The organism is Chitinophaga sp. 05T412 (assembly GCF_056396465.1).
Map to the genome: position 1 here is coordinate 20,083 of NZ_JBFTLN010000010.1, position 19,322 is coordinate 39,404.

The window sequence follows — 19,322 nt, forward strand, 5'->3', positions numbered from 1 at the left end:
GTGTATACCCTCTACTGGAAAATAGGGTCCATCATTTACCTATCCCTTTTATTGTAATGTTGATTGAAATTTTTTTCTTGTAGCGTAATGGACGCCACCCTGTTCATGTCAGGGTGGTTCCATCCCGTTGGTAATGAATAAGGGTTAATGGTGCTGGCGACGAATAAATTCGTCACTGCGCAGGATGAAAGGCCTGTGTTGTCTCTTGTTACGATAGGGATATATCGCCCTGGTTACGTAATAAGAGCATCCGTTATTGCGAGAAAGAAATTGATATGCTGACTGTTTACACATAAACCACATGGGTCATTGAATAACTGATTTCGGTAATGGAGATAAAGGAGCGCCCGTTGGCTAAGCGCCGCCTCTATCATTTTATTCATACCCCAATTTTATTGTGTTGGATAGATGCAGTGACCCTGATGGTATTGCCTTTCCTTGAAAAATTTACAGCTCCTGTAGCAGCAAGCACTGATAATACTTCCTCCAGTGAAGAGGAGCGGGCGATCACGGCACTGAATTGTAAATTCCGGGTATTCGGATCTGCTTCAAATTGTACATCATACCATCTTGATAGCAGGCGGAAGATGTCTTCCAGCTTTTTGTTTTCAAAATCGAAATACCCATTTTTCCAGGCTATTGCCTGTTCTATTGCTGCGTGGTTTACCGGAATAGTAGTGGCAGCTGATTGATGATTGACAATGGCCTGCTGCCCGGGACGGAGTGTAACAGCTGTTTGATAATTGTTCACTATTCTAATTTTGCCAGAAACCAGGGTGGTGAAAGTAAAGGGCTCCTCACTATATGCCTGTAGATTAAAAGCAGTGCCAAGCACCTGTACCGTTTGGTGTTGCGTTGATACCCAAAACGGTCTTTTATCCGGCTGTACTTCCATATACACTTCGCCCTTTACTTCAATCTGTCTTTTATTGTCAGGAAAAATGGCAGGGTATGTGACGGAGGAGCCAGCATTGATCCATATGCGGGTACCATCAGGGAGTACCAGGTTGAATTGGGCGCCAGCAGCAGTCTTTAGGGTGTTATACGTGAGCGCCCCGGAAACCGCGTTGTTGGCGGTGTAGGTGAGCTGCCCTCCCTGCTGTACTATCGTGGTGCCGCCCTGGTGGATCACCTGATGCCCGTTGCTGCTCAGGGAAATCTGCGACTGATCTCCCAGGGTGAGCATGGCTTGCCCCCGCAACAACGATGGAGGTGTTTTCTGATTCCCGCTAAACAGGAACATCGCACTAATGGCGGCTGGCAGCAATACGGCTGCTGCGGCGGTCATCCATCGGCGGATTTTTAGTTGCCTTACTTTTTTCCGATGTGCTGTAATGCCCTCGAAAATTTGCTCACCTAATGCGGTATCTTCTTCATCTGCCAGTGGTTGCTTCCATATTCCGGCCACTATTTGCTCCAGCTCGGGTATACAGGTCCCTTTGCTGATGATACTGAACAGGGTGTTTTTGCCGCTGACACTGATGTCGTCAGCAAGATAGCGGGCTGTCAGATGATGTAACAATTCAGAAGTATGCTGCATTACAAGTCAATTATGTAGGGCTTATACATTAAAGACGCTGTAAAAAGGAGATAGGTGCAGTGCGGAAAAAAATTTTTTTTATCGGCCACCAGAGGGGTCATCCGAGCCTCCTGAATCAATCTGGAGATACCTGTTGGGTGATATAGCATTCGTTACCGATCCCGGTAGGAGACGCTGACGATCTTCCCCATGCCACCCGTGAAGGATTGATACAGTTGCAAGGGGGCATTGGCGGCCGGTACATGATAAATATCGATCATCCCGGAACCAGCGGGAGCGCCAGGGTTATAGGTACACACCACCAGCTTTTGCGAGAGGACCAGGTACCGTTGCGCATTGCCTGCGTTACTGTAGGTAAAGTTGAATTGCTGAAACTTGATCAGCGAAATAGCCCTGGAGCCATAGTCCTTCATTAGCATACTTTGGTTGCTCACGGGATCGTATTCATATACCTTTCCTCCGGTGCTGTAGAAAAGATATCCCAGGTTTGGACTTGCAGCAAACTGCGTGGTGTTGGAAATATCATTGCCGGTAATTTCTCCATAATAATGCTGGGTACCATTGAGCATAAATCGCGCAAGGTATCTTTTATGATTGCTCCTGTCCTGCAATACAGCAAATACTTCTCCGTTGTTGAATGGTACATATTGCATATACAGCAGGTCTTTACCGGTGCTGAAGTTGAAGAGCGTGCCGTTCGTATAGGGGACAGCGGTAGTGCCGCTACCGGTGTACCGATAAAAGGCGCCGTGGAGGGTATCAAATAACACGCAGGCATTCAGGCTCTGGGAGGTTGAGTTCAATGTAATCCAGGGGGAGGCTGGAAATAGTTGACCATCTGGTGTATTATTGACCGGCGAGGTGAAAACGTCACCGTTTGCGGCATACACGTTGCCGTTGACCGACAGTAATCCTTCCTGCCCGAAGTCCATATTCAGCTGCATACCACTCCAATCTGTTACGGCAGCAGGCACTGCTTTTGTCAGGTCATAAGCAGGGCGGTATTCCAGCGTATCCTGCCCGAGAAATACGAATTGCTTACTGGTGGCAACAAAAATAGTCAGCGCCGCTACTCCTGGAGGGGGAAATCCGGAAAAGGCGGTTTTCACCATTACCGGGGCCCCTGTTGGAATAAAAGCAGAAGATACCGTCTTTAAAATATCCGGATATACCGTATCCTTATTCCCCTGATGAGATACCATACTCAGGCGACTGTTACCATCTCCGGTATCGGACAGCAGTAGCCAGCCTTCAAAGCTCGGTACACTCATGGTTAAATAGAAGTAAGCATCCTGGAATAGCTTGGTACGCTTATCAGTAACACGGTAGTACATATAGTAAGTACCAATATAGGGAAGCCGGATAGTGGTATCCAGGTTTCTGGACACCGATATGGTAACGGGCGTCCAGCTAAACCCTATGGTGTGATCTGCCACCCATTGGTAGGTGTAGTTGGCGGTGTCTTCGGGTTGATCTTGTGTGAAAGACAGTAAAGGCGTGATTTTCAGCCGATCACCCAGGTTCAGTATATAGGCACTGTCTATACCAGAAATGCTGATACTGTTGAGAGATGTATACTTATAATTGCCTTTATCCTTCAAACAGGCCGCCTGCAGGAGAAAGATCATGAGCCATAAAAGTATATAGTGCTGTTTACGCATGTTGTTTGTTTCGGAAAATGAAAACATTATTGCACATCCGGTCCCATTACCATGGGCGTATCATTTTCATCCATTACCACATTACCTGCAACCCGCTGTTGATTTAAATAGGCCTGAAATTCCCTGGCAAATGTTTCCAGTTGCACAGATGAATACGGGTTATTAAAGAAACGGTCCAGCGTCAGGGAAAGTACCTGTACCATCAACGTTAGTTTCTTTCGGCTATAAGTGCCCAATACATGCTGGTTAGCATTCCATATATCCGGTTTTACCAGTGTGTTGGAGATGGTAATCCTCAAACGGACAACGGAACGGGGATAATCATTCGTGGGCGTTATCTCAGTTACATTGGCGCCGAAGTAATCGTTCGGCTGCAGTTTAAGGATCAGTGTACGTGACTGATCATATAAATCAGGCGATCGTTTCATAACAAGCTGGATAGTTGTTTGATTGCTGTCTGCCGGAATATAAAAACTATCTGCCGGCGGCCATATGTAATCCCGGCCAGCCACGGCAGTAGAGCTGTCCGATACGGCCAGCTTAAATGGCCGCTTGCTGTGTACTATTTGCCCAACGGTGAAAAAATGAAGTACCAACGTGGTATCCTGCCGCCCTTTATATGCAGAAAAATCAATAACACTGGTATCTGACTGAAAGTACCCTCCCAATACATCTATATCCATGTAGATGCTGCTGCCTCCTTCATAGCCCATCAGCCGCTCCTTTTTACAGGCAGCGATACATAACAACATACAGATACCTATACAGACTCTTTTCATGCGATATTGTTTTATCAGCTCATCATTTATTTACCGGAAATTAGTTTCTGATAACGGTAACGGTAGTACGTATTGCTCATTGCTCATGCTAAAACTGCCACTGCCCGTTCCGCTAGGGATGCGCTGCTGATTGATGCGTTTATAGTAGAAAAATAATTGTCCTTCTCCCCAAAACTCCTTCTCATATTCCTTTGTAATCTGCGCTTGCCGGTCGTTGTTGATGGTCAGCGGAGGCAGGCCGCGGTTACTGCGTACGGTATTCAGCAGCGTCCCGGCGTTGTTATCATCAGCAACCCCTTCCGCCGCGATGTAATACATCTCCGACATTTTTATTTCCGGTTGTAAATGCCGAAAGAGCTGGTTGGGGTCAGTAACATCTGCATACTTTACAAAAGTTTTTTCAATCCTGGATGTGCCGGGATCTATAAAAAACCATGACCGGTACCGGTAGTCGTCTGCATTATGTTCATAAATATTATCCAGCCGTCCCGCTGCCGGAATGAGTATTTGCCACTCTGGTCTTCCTGCCCAGAACCAGGTTTGACGAACAACATAGAGGTTACTGTTTTCCAAACCAAATATTACTTCAGCAGAAAACACCCTGTCGGGATTAGCGATACCCGGTTCTGTTAAAGCCTCCGGGCTCCAGGGAAACCAGTGCCCGGCGTCATTGATTACTGTAGTGGCCATTTCTTTGGCGGCGGCGGTATTACCCTGGTACAACAGCACCCTGGCAATGAGTGCCCGCACCGCAAAATAATTCATACGGCGGTTACGGAGGCTGAAGTAAACATCCTCACCGGTCCCTGCTACATGTACACCCTGGCTACGAACCGGATCTTTCTCCAGTAAAGTAGTGGCATGATAAAGATCCGCGAGTATATGGGCGATCACTTTTGAAGCGGGCAATAGTGGTTGTACATCCCATTTTGGCGTCATTGGATAGGGGATGGCCGTTTTCGAAGAATCGGTTTTGTAAACAGGCCCAAATAACCGCAAGAGGTCGAATGCGACAAAGCCGCGCAGGCCATAGGCTTCTCCCAACATTAGTAATCTTTCATCGGGTGTAAGTATGCTGCTGTCTGATTCCACGTGGCTGATGAAGGTATTCAGGTTTAATATGGCGGTGTAGCTACTGTCCCAGATGGTGGTAGTATAACCCATTAGATTGGGATCGTCATAATAGTATCGGGAGGTGCCACTGAACGGATGATTAGTGTACAGGCGCGATACATTGTAATACTGCGCCAGCACATCCAGAAAAGTACAGGAATAGTTACCACCATATAGCCCAGGTTTCGCGAGGTTGAGATATACGCCATTCAGTGCACTGCGGATATTAGTTCGGTTATTAAACACCGGGCCTTCCAGCAATTGGTCTTCCGGCTGCACATCCAGGTATTTATTGCAGGATACTTGTGTGATAGCCAGGACCAGAAGAAATATACTGATAACACGTTGCATACATGACAATTTAAAAGTAAGCATAGAGATTAAAAGATATCGCTCTGCTGAACGGATAGTCAATTCCTCTCTCAGATTTAATGGTAGACAGCCGGAAAATATCATTCATAATAGCTTCGAACCGGATACCATGCAATGGAGTACGTTGCATCCAGGGATGCTTATTGGCGTACATTTCATAGCCTGCGCTGATAGATTCTCCGGAGATATAACTTTCCCGCTGCATAAAGCGGGAAGACATCGGTGTATTATCGGTGATACTGATACCTTTGAATTCCGCCTGATCACCGGACTGTTTCCAGCGCTGCGTTAAAGCACGTTTATCTTGGTTGTTGACCAGATCATTGAATGATATATTTTCCACTTTGGAATAAAGCGCTTCATTCATGATCAGCTGCCGGATACTGTAACGGAGATAAAGGCCCAGCCGGAAACCTTTGTAGGTAAGGTTGGAGCTGACAACACCCTGTACCATTGGCCTTCCATCCCCAATAGCTACAATGTCTGCCGGATCATAGGTAAACGTTTGTGTGCCATCTTTTTTCAGGAACAATTCTTTTCCGGAAGAGGGATCAATACCGAGGGAACGTACAGCCCACAGTTCATCAGGACTGTTGTTATCCATGTAACGTAGCAACGAATTTTCCTGCAAGGCTGAATCATTCAGGTTTTTGAGCAGGTTGGAAAATCCCCGGTATCTGCTCTTATAAAAAGCGCCCATAATGCCGATGGTCCACTGGATATTTTTTTCAGGAAGATAAAAAGGAGAGAAGTGGATATTGGCTTCAATGCCTTTGCTACGAAGACTACCAACATTGAAGGCGTAGGTGGTTACACCAATGGATGCTGGTTTGGTACCCACCACTACCAGCGGATTGGAATATTTGTCATACACGTCGATGGTAGCCATCAGCCGGTTATGCCATAACCCTGCATCCAGCCCGATGTTGGCGGTGCGGGTACGCTGCCATTGCAGTAGCGGATTTCCCAGTTGCCGCATATAAATGCCGGGTCCAAATACATTGGTGTTATTTTCAAAACCATATACGGAAGTGGATACATAAGTACCGAGCGACTGGTTACCCGTGGTGCCGATATTGGCGCGTATACGCAGGTTGTTTAACCAGGTCAGATGGGCCACACGGGCTTCATTACTGATATTCCATCCAGCACCCAATGACCAGAAAGGAGAATATTTCTTCTCGGAACCAAAAGCAGTAGAGCCATCCAGCCGATAGGTGGCATCAATGTAATAGCGGCTTTTGTAGGCGTAATTAACACTGGCCAATGCATTCACTCTCCTGGCTTTTGTTTTCTGGAAAACAGGCATATGGGCGTATACACCGGGTGTGTTGGGTCCTGGCCTTACGCCGGAAGGGAAACCAACAGCAGAAAAGCCTGTTACGGTTTGTCCCTGCTCCTGTATTTCTGAGCGCAGATTACCATTGATACTATGTATTTCGTTTAGCACTTTCCGGTAAGTGAGCATGGCATTACCCTGATAAGAGAAAGCATCCGTGCGGGTTTCAACATATTGTCCTTTCTGATTGGCATCCATTCCTTCAAAATGCGTATMATCAGTGGGCAGGAAGAGTGTAGCCCTGCCATTATTTTTAGTGATCTGAAAACCGCCGGAAAGCCGCCACACGGGCGTGATATCGTAAATCAGGTTCAGTTGGTCCTGTATCAATAAATTTTTGGTGAGGTTCTCGCCACCCAATTTGGTGTTGTACAAAGGATTGGTGATGTGGAAAGTGTCGGCGAAGGACGAGGAGTTATCGACCATCACCTGGAAAATATCCAGGTACCGGTCGGTATTCAAACTACCATCTGCATTTTTCTTCCGGTAATAGGGACTGAGGTTTACATAATCACTGAAAACACCATAGGGAGAAGCCTGCGCCTTGGTGCCATTGATGTAAAGAGAATTAGACGCCTTTACCTTTCCTTCCTGGTAGTACAGGTCGATCATGGCGCCCCCGGTTTTTCGGTCGGAGCCTTTCATGACACCGTTCAATCCCCGGTAGTTTAAGCCAACGTTATATTGCCACGCATTGTTGCCGCCGCTGACATTGATGGAGTGCGCACCGGTGAAACTATTTCTCAACGGAGTGGAAAGCCAGTAGCTGTTAACGCCCCTCGTCACTTCCGCCAGGCGCTGGTTATACAGGTTATCATTATTGACGTTACCATTATAGAAAGTGGGATTGTACATGCCTGCCTGCCGCTGGAATTCCAGTAGCTCTGCTGCGGTCATCATGTTGTAATCACCGAGCATCGGCGTCTCCAGGCGTAATATGGCGCTGTAAGAAACGCGTAGCTCTCCTGGTTGAGGTTTCACGGTTTCCACCACCACTACGCCATTGGCAGCCCTGGAGCCATASAGGGCGGTAGAACTGGCGTCTTTCAACAACGTAACAGACGCCACCCGGTTCATGTCCAGGTCGATGATCTGCTGCAGCGTTGTTTCCATGCCGTTGAGAATAAATAACGGTTGATTAGGATCATTGGAGAACTGATCTCTGACGGTGTTGGAAGATAGCCCTGTTTTTCCCCTGACCTCCACTTTGGGTATCTGGTTGGGGTTGGAGCCTAATATATTATTGGGTATTAACTGCAGGGATGGATCTAATGTTTTCAGACTTTCCAATATGTTGAGCGTACCAACCTGTCGTAGTTCTTTTCCGGAATAAGTGGCGGTGGCGCCGGAAAAAATATTTTTATTCCGAAGGAACATACCGGTTTTAATAGTCACATCCCGGATGGTTTGAATGGTGGTGGTGAGCCGGATGTTTTTATAGCTTTTCCAGGGTAATAATTCCTGCGGAACATAGCCTACGAAGGATACCACGATAGTGCAGTTTGCATCGGGGATGGTCAGCGTAAAATGCCCGGAGGAATCGGCCGTGGCGCCTTGATGAGTACCTTTTATAATGATGTTGGTACCGGCTAATGGTTGTCCGTTTTCATCTGTCACCTTTCCCCGTAAAGCAGGAGTAAGGGCTGCTAGCGGTGTTGTCTGGGTTTCTTTCAGTTGTTGAATAATCACCGTTTTATCCGGACGGATTTCATAGGTGAGCATGACTGGCCGCAGGTATTTGTCCAGTAGGGTATTGATCGTAGCATCTTTTACATTCACGTTAAAGTGTTGGTTGGACGGCAACATGTTGTCGTTGTAAACGAACCGATAGCCTGTTTGCTTCCTGATCTGCTTAAACAGCCGGGAAAAGGTTACGCCTTTTTCAGATATCGTGATCTGAGCATAACAAACGGACGTCAGCAGGCTACACGCCAGCAACAATATCACATGAATCCTTCTCATTAATAAAACGGGTATGATCGATACGATTATTGTCTGATTGCTCTTGCTTTGATCGTGTTTCCTTCACGGGAGAAGCTGACTGCCCCCGTAGCTGAAAGCTCCGACAGTACTTTGTCCAGTGGGGAAGAATGGGCAATCACCGCGCTGAATAACAGGTTGGCTGTATTGCCTTCCGCTTTGAACTGTACATTATACCATCTCGATAACAACCGAAACACCTCTTCCAGTCTTTCGTTTTCAAAGTTGAAATATCCATTTTTCCAGGCCATTACCTGTTCTACATCAGCAGCCTTCACCGGTATGTTGGTAGTGGGGGTACCCTTTACAAGGGATTGCTGGCCGGGCTGTAAGGTAACGGTCACCTTATTTTGGTTGATCACACTGATTTTACCGGAAAGTAAGGTGGTCAACGTATAGGCTTCTTCGTTATACGCATTGATATTAAACGACGTACCTAGCACCTGTACTGTTTCAAGTGGGGTAGTTACGAGGAACGGTCTTTTGTCGGGTTGTACTTCCAGGTATACTTCTCCGGTAACCTCAATTTTTCTTTCATTATCTGCAAAAGCAGCAGGATATCGCACGGATGAACCGGCATTGATCCACAGGTGAGTGCCGTCGGGGAGTATCAGCTTAAACTGACTGCCAACAGCTGTTTGCAGTGTATTATAAGTGAGTGTGCCGGAAGCTGGCTGGCTGGCGGTATAGGTGAGTTGAGTGCCCTGTTGCACTACCTGGGTTCCGCCCTCATTCATCGCTTTATTGCCTGCGCTATCCAGTGGCACCCTGGACTGATCTCCCAGGATAAGCAGCGCACTGCCTGGTGATAAGGTTGCCAGTGTTTGTTGTGGATGCTTGTTAAAGAAGAACACAGCACCGGCAGTGCCTAGTACTAATACCACAGCGGCTGCCGCTACCCATTTACGGATATTTAGTTGTTTTACTTTTTTCCGGTGAGTGGTGATATTATCATAGATCTGTTCCCTCAGGTCAATATCTTCTTCGGCTGTCAGTGGTTGTTCCCAGATGTTGGCTACTATCTGCTCCAGTTCAGGCGCGTCAGTACCTTCGCTGATCATGCTAAACAATACTTCTTTTTCAGCAGCTGTGATCGTATCAGCGAGGTATTTATCTGTTAGTTGGCGGAACAATGGGGATGTTTCATTCATAGTTACTTAGTTATATACGGCATGTATCCGGTAAAAGATGTCGCGTCGTATTTTTTTAATCGATAATCCTGGAAAGGAGCCAAATAGCCAGCAGCATATGTCCGCCTTGTTCACGGATATAAGCTTTCAAGGTATGCAGCGCACGAATCATATGACTTTTTACCGTAGCGGGGCTGATATTCATTTGCTGGGCAATCTGTGCATGCGTGAGTCCTTTTTCCCGGCTGAGTTTATATACCTGTAATTGCTGCGGAGGCAGCCTGGTAAGGGCTTCCTGTATCAGTAGGGTGGTTTGCTTATATTCCATGACTGTTTCAGGCGTCAGTTGATCTTCCAGCGGAAGATTGTCTGTGAGCATCACCATTTCCGTAGCTTTCTTTCTCAACTGACTTAAAATGGTATTTCTAGCTACTATAAATAGCCAGGCGTCAAAATTTTCCACCTGCGGCAGGTGCGTTCGTTTTTCCCATAATCGGATAAAAACCAGTTGCACGGCTTCTTTAGCTTCGTCGGTATCCCTAAGCATAGCGCGGGCTACCTGGTAAATGCGATTCCAGTGATGGTCAAAAATAGCGCGGTATGCACGTTCGTCACCCGCCGCGGTACTGATCAGCAGGGATGTTTCGTCGTATGATCTGGAAATAGGCAATGTGGATAAAAGATTAAAAGACTGTAACTAATATAACTAAAAAGGGAATCTTTTATCATAGATAAATATATCTAATGTAAACCTGGTGTCCCCCGGAACTTAATGGTCAGCAGGAGGCGCAGTAATAGCTTGCTGGTAAAGTATTACAGGTGACTGTTAGGAATAGTAATAATAGAGGAGATCACCACTGCAATGATCAAAAGGAGCATCACAATGTATTCAACGATGGTAGCAACTTGCATAAAAGTTTTTTTAGTGAAAGAATAATTTAGATAAACAGTTTAAATGCAAATAGGTTGGCTGAAAATGAATTTTCCTTTTGGGGAGATAGCAATTACTTCTTGAATAAATAAAAAAGCCCGTAAGCATGATACTTGCTTACGGGCTGATGTTCCGGCTTAAGGCGCCGCCTTACAGGTGGGCGGCTACAAAAGACTGGGTATACGCTTTAATGATCTGGCGTACCGTTCTGAACTGCTGCATAATATCTTCTTCACTACCGGTGGCTTTCGCCGGGTCAGGAAAGTTTTCATGGAATTTCTGTGCAGTAGTAGGAAAGAACGGGCATCTTTCTTTAGCGTTATCGCAAACGGTAATCACGTAGTCGAAAGGGATACCCTGGTACTCCGTGATGTTATTGGAAGTATGCCCGGAAATATCGATACCATCTTCTGCCATCGTAGCAATGGCGCGTGGGTTCACGCCGTGCGTTTCCACACCGGCACTATATACTTCGGCTTTATCTCCGGCGAAATATCTTAAATAGCCTTCTGCGATCTGACTGCGGCAACTGTTGCCGGTACAAAGGACCAGGATTTTTTTCATGTGATATGATGTTGAAGATTTATACTTTTATAGTGGTGGCGGAAGTATCGTACCATTTCTTTCGGAGCCGGAAGGCTACGTTTACCAGTGCGATGAGTGCGGGTACTTCTACCAGTGGTCCTATCACGCCAACGAAAGCCTGACCGGAGTTGATGCCAAACACGCCAATAGCTACCGCAATGGCCAGTTCAAAGTTGTTGCCTGCTGCGGTAAAGGCAATCGCCGCATTCCGGGAATAATCGGCGCCCAATATTTTGCCCAGCAGAAAGCTTACCAAAAACATAACGACAAAATAGATCATCAGCGGGATCGCTATTTTGATAACATCGAAAGGTATCTGCACTATCAGTTCTCCTTTCAGGCTAAACATTACTACAATAGTAAACAGTAATGCGATCAGCGTGATGGGGGAAATGAAGGATACATACTTTTCCTGATACCATTGTGCTCCTTTCCACGCGATAAGGCCATAACGGCTGATAATACCGGCAGCAAAGGGAATACCGAGATAGATACCAACGCTTTTAGCGATTTCACCAATGGAGATAGCTACGGTAAGACCTTTCATACCAAAAATAGTCGGTAACCAGGTGATGAAGAGGTAGGCATAAACAGGATATAATAATACCTGGAAGATGCTGTTTAATGCGACTAATCCGGCGGCGTATTCACGATTGCCATCTGCCAGTTCATTCCACACAATGACCATCGCAATGCAACGCGCCAGCCCAATCAGGATAAGGCCCGTCATGTATTCCGGATAGCCATGCAGAAACAGTACAGCCAACACGAACATCAGCATAGGACCAACGACCCAGTTCAGTATCAGAGAAGCGGATAATACTTTGGTGTTCCGGAATACTTCGCCCATGTTTTCATATTTCACTTTGGCCAGTGGCGGGTACATCATCAGGATCAAACCTATTGCCAGCGGTATATTGGTGGTACCCGATGAAAAGGAGTTGATGAATCCGGATGAGGATGGAAAGAAATAGCCGATACCAACACCGATGGCCATCGCCAGAAATATCCACAAGGTAAGATAACGGTCCAGGAAGCCTAATTGCTTACGTTGGGCCGGATTACAGTTTTGCATGATGTTGCGCTATATGTTTTTTAAAGGTCTCAAATGATATCAGGCTGGTTGGTTAGCAACAGCCAGGAGGGCAACACGCCGCATCAGACGGTTTTTCTGCATAAACGGTAACGCTGTAGATGCCAGTATCCCCTGAGCGGAAGGCGGCTATCTCTTCGGCGTTGAGGTAGCTGGAAAGAATATCATCCGGAATGGTGATGGTTTTTTCTTTCTGAATGGTGACGTTTTTGAAACCGTTGTTGTGGATCATGTCCAGATACGCCTGTTTTTGAATGGCGCCGGATACGCAACCGGCGTACATTTCCGCGGCCTGTTGGATGCTGGCAGGTAAAGTGCCCTGCAATACAATATCGGAGATGCTGAAGTGACCACCGGGCTTCAGCACCCGGAAAATTTCTTTGATCACGCCATTTTTGTTGGGCACCAGGTTCAACACACAATTGCTGACCACTACGTCCGCCACGTTAGCTGTTACCGGCATTTGTTCAATATCACCCTGACGGAACTCTACATTATTGAAGTGCAGTTTCTCTGCGTTGGCCCGTGCCTTTTCAACCATGGCTGGTGTAAAATCAATGCCTATTACTTTTCCCGATTCGCCGGTTTCCTGTCTGGCAATGAAGCAATCGTTGCCGGCGCCGGAACCTAAATCAATGATGGTATCTCCCTTTTTGATTTTCGCAAACTGTGTTGGCAAGCCACAGCCCAGCCCCAGATCAGCATCCGGATTGTATCCGTCCAGCTGCGAATAGTCATCGCTCATAATCTGATATACTTCGGTAGAACAACAACCGGAGCCGCAGCAGGAAGATTCGTTCGTAGCCTTATCCTGTAAAGCGATTTCACTGTATTTCTGTTTCACCAGTTCCTTCATTTGTTCGTCAGTCGTCATGATAGATACATTATTGTATTATTGCAATATTGCGATTAATTCAGGCAAAAAATATTAGCAGCAGGATTGCTGCAGATCTACGTCTTTAAAGAATGCGTTGAACAGTTCCTTGTATTGTTTCCATACTTTGGGATTGATGCAATAGCATACACTGGCGCCTTCAATAGACCCCTGTATGATCCCGGCAATTTTCAATTCTTTCAGGTGCTGAGACGTGGTTGCCTGGGCAAGACCCAGTTCTTCCACCAGATCCCCGCACACACAGGCGTTCTTTTTAACCAGGTATTGCAGGATAGCAATACGGGCCGGATGCGCCAGCGCCTTAGCCATGGCTGCTATTTCGTTCTGCTGCTTGGTGAATAGATCTGTCTTTGTTGCGCCCATTGTATCATTGTATTATTGCAATATTACGATAGATGTGGGAGGTTTCAAAATTTTTTACGCTATACTGCTGTAAAGTCATCATTGTTGTATGATTATATCATTTATATTTACTGACAAAAGGATGATAATTACTACAATAGTTCCAAAGCCATTTAGTCTTTAGCGGTAATATGAGCAATACAAGTCTTAGTCAAGTCCGGCTGGAGTATTTATTCAATAAATATTACGAAGTATTCTGTCAGTTTGCTTATACTATTGTTAAGAACAATGACGCGGCAAAGGATATCGTGCAGGATTTTTTTGTAAAATACTGGGAAAAATATTTATATGAGCGGCAACCAGATAATTTTGAATCTTACGCCTACGTTTCCATTAAAAACAGGAGTCTTAATTATCTTGAAAGTGAACAGGTAAAGCTACGCCACCAACCAGGCATTGAAAGGGTATTGTATAGCGAAGATGCGCTGCAACCCGGCAATATGGAGCATGAAAATAACAGCATCAAACTTTTAAAGGCAATCAGTCAATTACCGGATCAACGGCGCAAGGTTTTTACGATGAGTGCTATAGACGGTCTGAAGTATCTTGAAATAGCCGCACAAATGAATATTTCTATCAATACGGTAAAAACGCATATCAGAAAGGCCTATCTGTTCCTGAGACAGCACCGTGGAGTTATATCCATCCTTATTTTAGCTACTTCTTGCCTGGGGAGTCACTCTTTTTTTCTTTTCAACTGTCATAATACAATATAATGAGGGAGCATAGACACAATAAGGAGATAGATTGGGAGAAGATCCATCATTTGCTGAGTGAGCAAAGCGAATTACCGTTATCAACAGGCCAGATGAATGATGAAGAATTGGAACTGTTTAAAGAAATAATGGCAATTCGTACGCAGGCCGGTGAGTTGAAAGGGTGGGAAGGCGTAAATACCGCCGAAGATCTTAAACAACTCCAGGCCAGACTATCCTTGCCATACACCGCATCCCGGGAGGCTCCGCTATGGCGTAAAGTAATACGTTATGCAGCGGTTATTTTCATACCATTGGCCATCGCTGCCACCGTCTGGTTGTTTTTTAAACACACCGCCATTCCTGCCGGTGATACAGCTGAATATATTACCCAGGAAACTCCGAAAAATAATACAGCACCCATTTTACTGCCTGATGGAAGTAAAGTCTGGATGAACACAGGTTCCCGGTTACGTTATCTGCCAGCCTTTACCGGTAAGGAAAGAATAGTGGAAATGAATGGAGAAGCCTATTTTGAAGTGGCCACCAATGTCCGTCAACCTTTTATCGTGAAAACCAATACCCAGGTAGTGCAGGTATTGGGAACTTCTTTTAATATCAATGCTTACGGTAAACAAATCATCACCACACTGACACAAGGTAAAATCGCTGTGGGTGCTGCCAACCAATCTGCCACACTGCAGTACCTCTTGCCGGGGCAGCAGGCGGCATACGATACCTCCACTGGCTCCATTCAGGTAAGTAATGTTACTGCCGGGAATGCGCTTGCCTGGAGATCAGGACAAATAGTCTATAGTGACATTGCATTTGATGAGCTGATGAATCAATTGGGAGGATGTTATGGATACCGTATTATTTTTACAAATAAGCAATTCAATCAGCTGCATTACAATGTTCCGTTAATGCCCAGGCCAGCAACTATTTACCCAATATTGGACCTGATAAACGCTACTACGCCTAATCATGTTAATTTTGGCGTAGATACTGTTAATCACATTATTGAAATAAAGTAATATTTATTTATCTTTCAGCATTGGAAGGAAATTTTTGTTCGGCACGATATAATGAGCAGTAGGAGGTAAGCCCATTCTTTTTGTTATCTACCATTATCGCATAAATTTAATGCACCTGGCCAATTGCTTTTTGAGAGAGAGGTTACATTTATCCTTTTTTAGTTACCTGAAATGGTTATTTTGTTTGCCCATTTGGTTATGGACAATGCCTGCAAATGCGCAGTCCCCACGCATTTCAATTCATGTAAAGCATAAGAATGTCATCCAGGTGCTAACGCGTATTACCGAAAAAACCGGTATCACGTTTTTTTACAACATTGAAGAAATTAAAAAGATTCCTCCGGTAACATTACGGGTAGAAAATGAAACAGTTGATCATCTGTTGATGCTCCTGTTGAAAGACCAGGGACTGCAGCCTGTTCATACAAATGGAATTATCGCCATTACGCGGGTCAATAATAAAAACAATGTATCGCTCATAAATGAAGTAAGCGGCCGGGTTGTTGATGCAAGCGGTCGCCCGCTACCGGCAGCTACTATCATTGAATGGGCAGGTAACAATTATACCAAAACGGATACTGCAGGTATCTTTCATATCGAGGTCCCGCTTCCTGCCACGTTGCAGGTATCTTATGTGGGTATGCAAACGAAGAAGCTATCCATTAATAGTACTACGTTCCTGACAATTCCGCTGCAACCTGTATTAACGCCTATTAATGAAGTGGTGATAAACGGATATTCGAGAGTTAAACAAAAGTATTCCGCTGCGTCTGTGACCAGCATTGCTTCCAGTAGTCTGGACAGGCATGATCAGCTTTCTGTAGATAACATGTTGGAGAGCAAAGTACCAGGGCTGGCCATCACGATGAATAATACCAACCCCGGTGCAGCGTCGAAAATAAGGCTGCGGGGTACTGCTACATTGCTGGGAAACAGGGAACCTCTTTGGGTAATTGATGGCATCATCAGTAACCCGCCCATGAAGTTGGATGCCGCAAATGTAAACTCGCTGGACGAAGTAAACCTGATGACCAGCCCTGTTATAGGACTGAATCCGGGAGATATTGAACGAATAGATGTATTAAAAGATGCAGCCGCAACTGCATTATATGGGGTGAACAGTGGTAATGGTGTGATATTGATTACTACCCGCATGGGGAACAAACATAAAACGCCTCATGTCAGGTTTTCGCAAATGACTAATATCACATTCCGACCCAACTATCATTCCCTGAATTTGATGAATGCCTCCCGGCGAATGGCTTTATCAAAAGAAATCATAGATGAGAAATTGCCCTTTGCAAATGGGATACTGCCACAAGGTTTTGAGCAGGACTACACCAGCTACCTTAAAGGCGCTATGAGTAAGGAAACACTGGCCGAAAAGCAGGCCGCTTATACCTCCATGAATACAGATTGGTTCGATATTTTGTTTAACAATGGAGTAACGCAAAACTATCATTTATCGGTAGACGGAGGAGGACGTAATACCGCCTATTATTTGTCTATGGGCTATGCTGATCAGAAAGGACCTGCTATCTTCACACAGGCGAAACAATATTCCGGCATGGCCGGTTTCACCTGGCATCCGGTTCCTGCATTGGAAACGGGTATTAAGTTCTCCGGTGCCAGAAATGAAGGCACCTATCCATATCAGACCAATCCATATCAATACGCATTCAATACCTCCAGAAGTTTGCCTTATACAATAGGGCAGCAGCGGGTGTATTACAGCGCGGCTCCCTTTGCCCCAGCATGGTCACTCGCTAATTACGAAATGGATACTTCCCAGGTGGCATTATCCAATATCGTTACTGAAATGGAAAACAGCCATACCAATACATTGGTGAATACTTATAAAACAGTCATCCACGCCGACTGGACATTTCTCCGCTCTTTTAAATTGCATGGGCTTTATGGTATTGGTACATCAGTGGCAAAAAATAGTAGCTATGCCGGAGCGCAAACCAGTTATATGGCAACAAAATACCGGCTGGGGCTGGCCCCGGGATTAATATATAGTGATGCCGCAAAACGGAATATTATTCTTCCTGACGGAGGTGAATACCAGGAAACAGCTACCACACAACAGGATTATACCATTCGTCATGCTATAGAATATAGTTTCAAAGCACCTGCTCACTATATACAATTGCTGGCGGGAAATGAATTAAGGCAATCAAAGTATAATATCGATAAGCTTTTCTTACTGGGCTATTACCCGGATAGCGGGAAAGTGGCACATGCGCCCGCAGCAGATGATTATCCTTTGTATAAAGCCTTTTTTTCTTATTCCGGTATTCAGCCAAAGGAAACCATCATCCATAAATACAGACAGATGAGTTGGTATGGTATGTTGGTATATGCTTACAAAGACCGGTATACATTTAATTTTAATGTCCGGCAGGATGGTGCCAATTATTTTGCGCAATATGGCAGTAAAACCTGGCAACGAACCTGGGCTGCCGCTGTAAAATGGAGTATCCTGGATGAACCCCTGATAAAGAAGAACAGGCATTCAGATAATCTGTTGGCACTCCGGATGTCGTACGGGTATAATGTTGGGCTTCCGGAAATAAAATCTTCCAAACTCACTATATCCAATTCATCACCCAACATTATATCCGGAGAAAATCAGGCCACGGTAACCGGTTTCGCTAATCCGGGGCTGCGTTGGGAAAAAACATATGTGTTTAATGCCGGCATTGATTTTTCATTTTTCAACAACCGGTTATATGGAACGGTGGAAGCTTATCATAAACAAAGCAAAGATTTGCTGGCCAATATCGATCTGGCGGAAGAAAACGGCGTTGATGCCGGAAGATATAATAGTGCATCGATGGTCAATCGCGGCATAGAAGCAGGGATTCAATGGCAGATTATTCAGCGGCATAACTGGAAATGGAGCATAGGTACCAATCTCTCTTTCAATAAAACCCGCATCTTACAAACTAACTTCACAGATCCCGGAGTAATAGGGAATCAGCAACAATATCTGGATGGAAGCATTATCAAGTCGGGTACAGATCCCAATATGATGTACGCCTATAAGTTTACGGGACTTGACAAAGACGGATATCCAACTTTCCGGGGAATTTATGATAAAGACTACCAGGTACAGCCTACTGTAGCAGAATACTACGCGCACGTTTTTGTACCTGTTGGAAGTCGTATTCCTTTGATAGATGGCAGTTTCTCCACAAATATCAGGTATCGTAACTGGACGCTGATGGCTATTTTCCGGGTTAAACTGGCTTACAAACAGCGATTGGTGAACCTCTACGGGAGTGGTGGATTTATACCGAACCCGACTGAAAATACATCTGCTGTCGTTGAACAGCGCTGGAAGCAGCCAGGTGATGAGAAAAAGACGAACATACCCCGTATGGGCGCCCAATCCGGCATTTATCTGGTAGATCCTATAACAATGGCACCTGTACAATATTATCGCTTCGACCCTGCTACCATGCAATACTTTAATGCAACTGTTCCACTTTACCTGATGTCAACGGCTGCCTCAGAGATGTATAACAATAGCGATATCCGGATCGTTGACGCCAGTCATGTCAGTCTTTCCACGCTTTCCCTGCAACACACCATTTTTTTTCGTAAAAATGGAAAGCAGTTGTTTCGCGATATTTCCTGTTATACACAGGTACATGATGTATTGTTACTGGCAAATAAAAGGCTAAAAGGGCAGGACCCGGAGTTACCGGCAGGAACGATGCCACGGCGACCTTCTCTGACATTTGGCATAGATGTAAATTTCTAAC

General features: G+C 45.4%; 14 protein-coding genes. 3 read left to right on the forward strand and 11 right to left on the reverse strand.

What is annotated here, in order from left to right:
- Window positions 1-379: 379 nt before the first annotated feature.
- The 11 genes from AC1DFM_RS21700 to AC1DFM_RS21750 all read right to left on the reverse strand — a co-directional run bounded on the left by AC1DFM_RS21700 (window position 380) and on the right by AC1DFM_RS21750 (window position 13,781).
- Entirely contained in the window at window positions 380-1,540 is a 1,161-nt protein-coding gene (locus tag AC1DFM_RS21700; RefSeq protein WP_477078853.1) for a FecR family protein, read from the reverse strand.
- Between the two features lie 152 nt (window positions 1,541-1,692).
- On the reverse strand, window positions 1,693-3,201 hold the full coding sequence (locus AC1DFM_RS21705) for a PKD-like family lipoprotein (protein WP_477078854.1): 1,509 nt from the start codon (window positions 3,199-3,201) through the stop codon (window positions 1,693-1,695).
- 26 nt (window positions 3,202-3,227) lie between these two features.
- Window positions 3,228-3,980: a DUF4843 domain-containing protein gene (locus tag AC1DFM_RS21710; protein ID WP_477078855.1), complete on the reverse strand. Its 753-nt coding sequence runs from the start codon at window positions 3,978-3,980 to the stop codon at window positions 3,228-3,230.
- Window positions 3,981-4,010: 30 nt separating this feature from the next.
- The gene (locus tag AC1DFM_RS21715; RefSeq protein WP_477078856.1) at window positions 4,011-5,444 is read right to left on the reverse strand and encodes a RagB/SusD family nutrient uptake outer membrane protein; all 1,434 of its coding nucleotides are present in this window, start codon (window positions 5,442-5,444) and stop codon (window positions 4,011-4,013) included.
- 10 nt (window positions 5,445-5,454) lie between these two features.
- Window positions 5,455-8,766 carry a SusC/RagA family TonB-linked outer membrane protein gene (locus AC1DFM_RS21720; RefSeq protein ID WP_477078857.1) on the reverse strand — a complete coding sequence of 1,104 codons (3,312 nt, stop codon included), beginning with the start codon at window positions 8,764-8,766 and terminating at the stop codon, window positions 5,455-5,457.
- 26 nt (window positions 8,767-8,792) lie between these two features.
- Window positions 8,793-9,935: a FecR family protein gene (locus AC1DFM_RS21725; protein WP_477078858.1), complete on the reverse strand. Its 1,143-nt coding sequence runs from the start codon at window positions 9,933-9,935 to the stop codon at window positions 8,793-8,795.
- 55 nt (window positions 9,936-9,990) lie between these two features.
- Window positions 9,991-10,584 carry an RNA polymerase sigma factor gene (locus tag AC1DFM_RS21730; RefSeq protein WP_477078859.1) on the reverse strand — a complete coding sequence of 198 codons (594 nt, stop codon included), beginning with the start codon at window positions 10,582-10,584 and terminating at the stop codon, window positions 9,991-9,993.
- Window positions 10,585-10,995: 411 nt separating this feature from the next.
- Window positions 10,996-11,409: an arsenate reductase ArsC gene (locus tag AC1DFM_RS21735; protein ID WP_477078860.1), complete on the reverse strand. Its 414-nt coding sequence runs from the start codon at window positions 11,407-11,409 to the stop codon at window positions 10,996-10,998.
- Window positions 11,410-11,428: 19 nt separating this feature from the next.
- Entirely contained in the window at window positions 11,429-12,505 is a 1,077-nt protein-coding gene (gene arsB / locus AC1DFM_RS21740) for an ACR3 family arsenite efflux transporter (RefSeq protein ID WP_477078861.1), read from the reverse strand.
- Window positions 12,506-12,557: 52 nt separating this feature from the next.
- Complete coding sequence (locus tag AC1DFM_RS21745; protein WP_477078862.1) at window positions 12,558-13,397, reverse strand: arsenite methyltransferase; 840 nt, start codon at window positions 13,395-13,397, stop codon at window positions 12,558-12,560.
- A 54-nt stretch (window positions 13,398-13,451) separates the two neighbouring features.
- Complete coding sequence (locus AC1DFM_RS21750; RefSeq protein WP_477078863.1) at window positions 13,452-13,781, reverse strand: ArsR/SmtB family transcription factor; 330 nt, start codon at window positions 13,779-13,781, stop codon at window positions 13,452-13,454.
- Window positions 13,782-13,951: 170 nt separating this feature from the next.
- Between AC1DFM_RS21750 and AC1DFM_RS21755 the strand changes: the two genes are divergently transcribed.
- From AC1DFM_RS21755 to AC1DFM_RS21765, 3 genes are all read left to right on the forward strand, one after another.
- Entirely contained in the window at window positions 13,952-14,536 is a 585-nt protein-coding gene (locus AC1DFM_RS21755; RefSeq protein WP_477078864.1) for an RNA polymerase sigma-70 factor, read from the forward strand.
- Window positions 14,536-15,549 (forward strand): FecR family protein, encoded by a 1,014-nt coding sequence (locus AC1DFM_RS21760; protein WP_477078865.1) that lies wholly within the window; start codon window positions 14,536-14,538, stop codon window positions 15,547-15,549. The genes AC1DFM_RS21755 and AC1DFM_RS21760 overlap by 1 nt, the downstream gene beginning before the upstream one ends.
- 184 nt (window positions 15,550-15,733) lie before the next feature.
- A complete protein-coding gene (locus AC1DFM_RS21765; RefSeq protein WP_477078866.1) occupies window positions 15,734-19,321 on the forward strand; it encodes a SusC/RagA family TonB-linked outer membrane protein in 3,588 nt (1,195 codons plus the stop codon).
- Window position 19,322 lies beyond the last annotated feature (1 nt).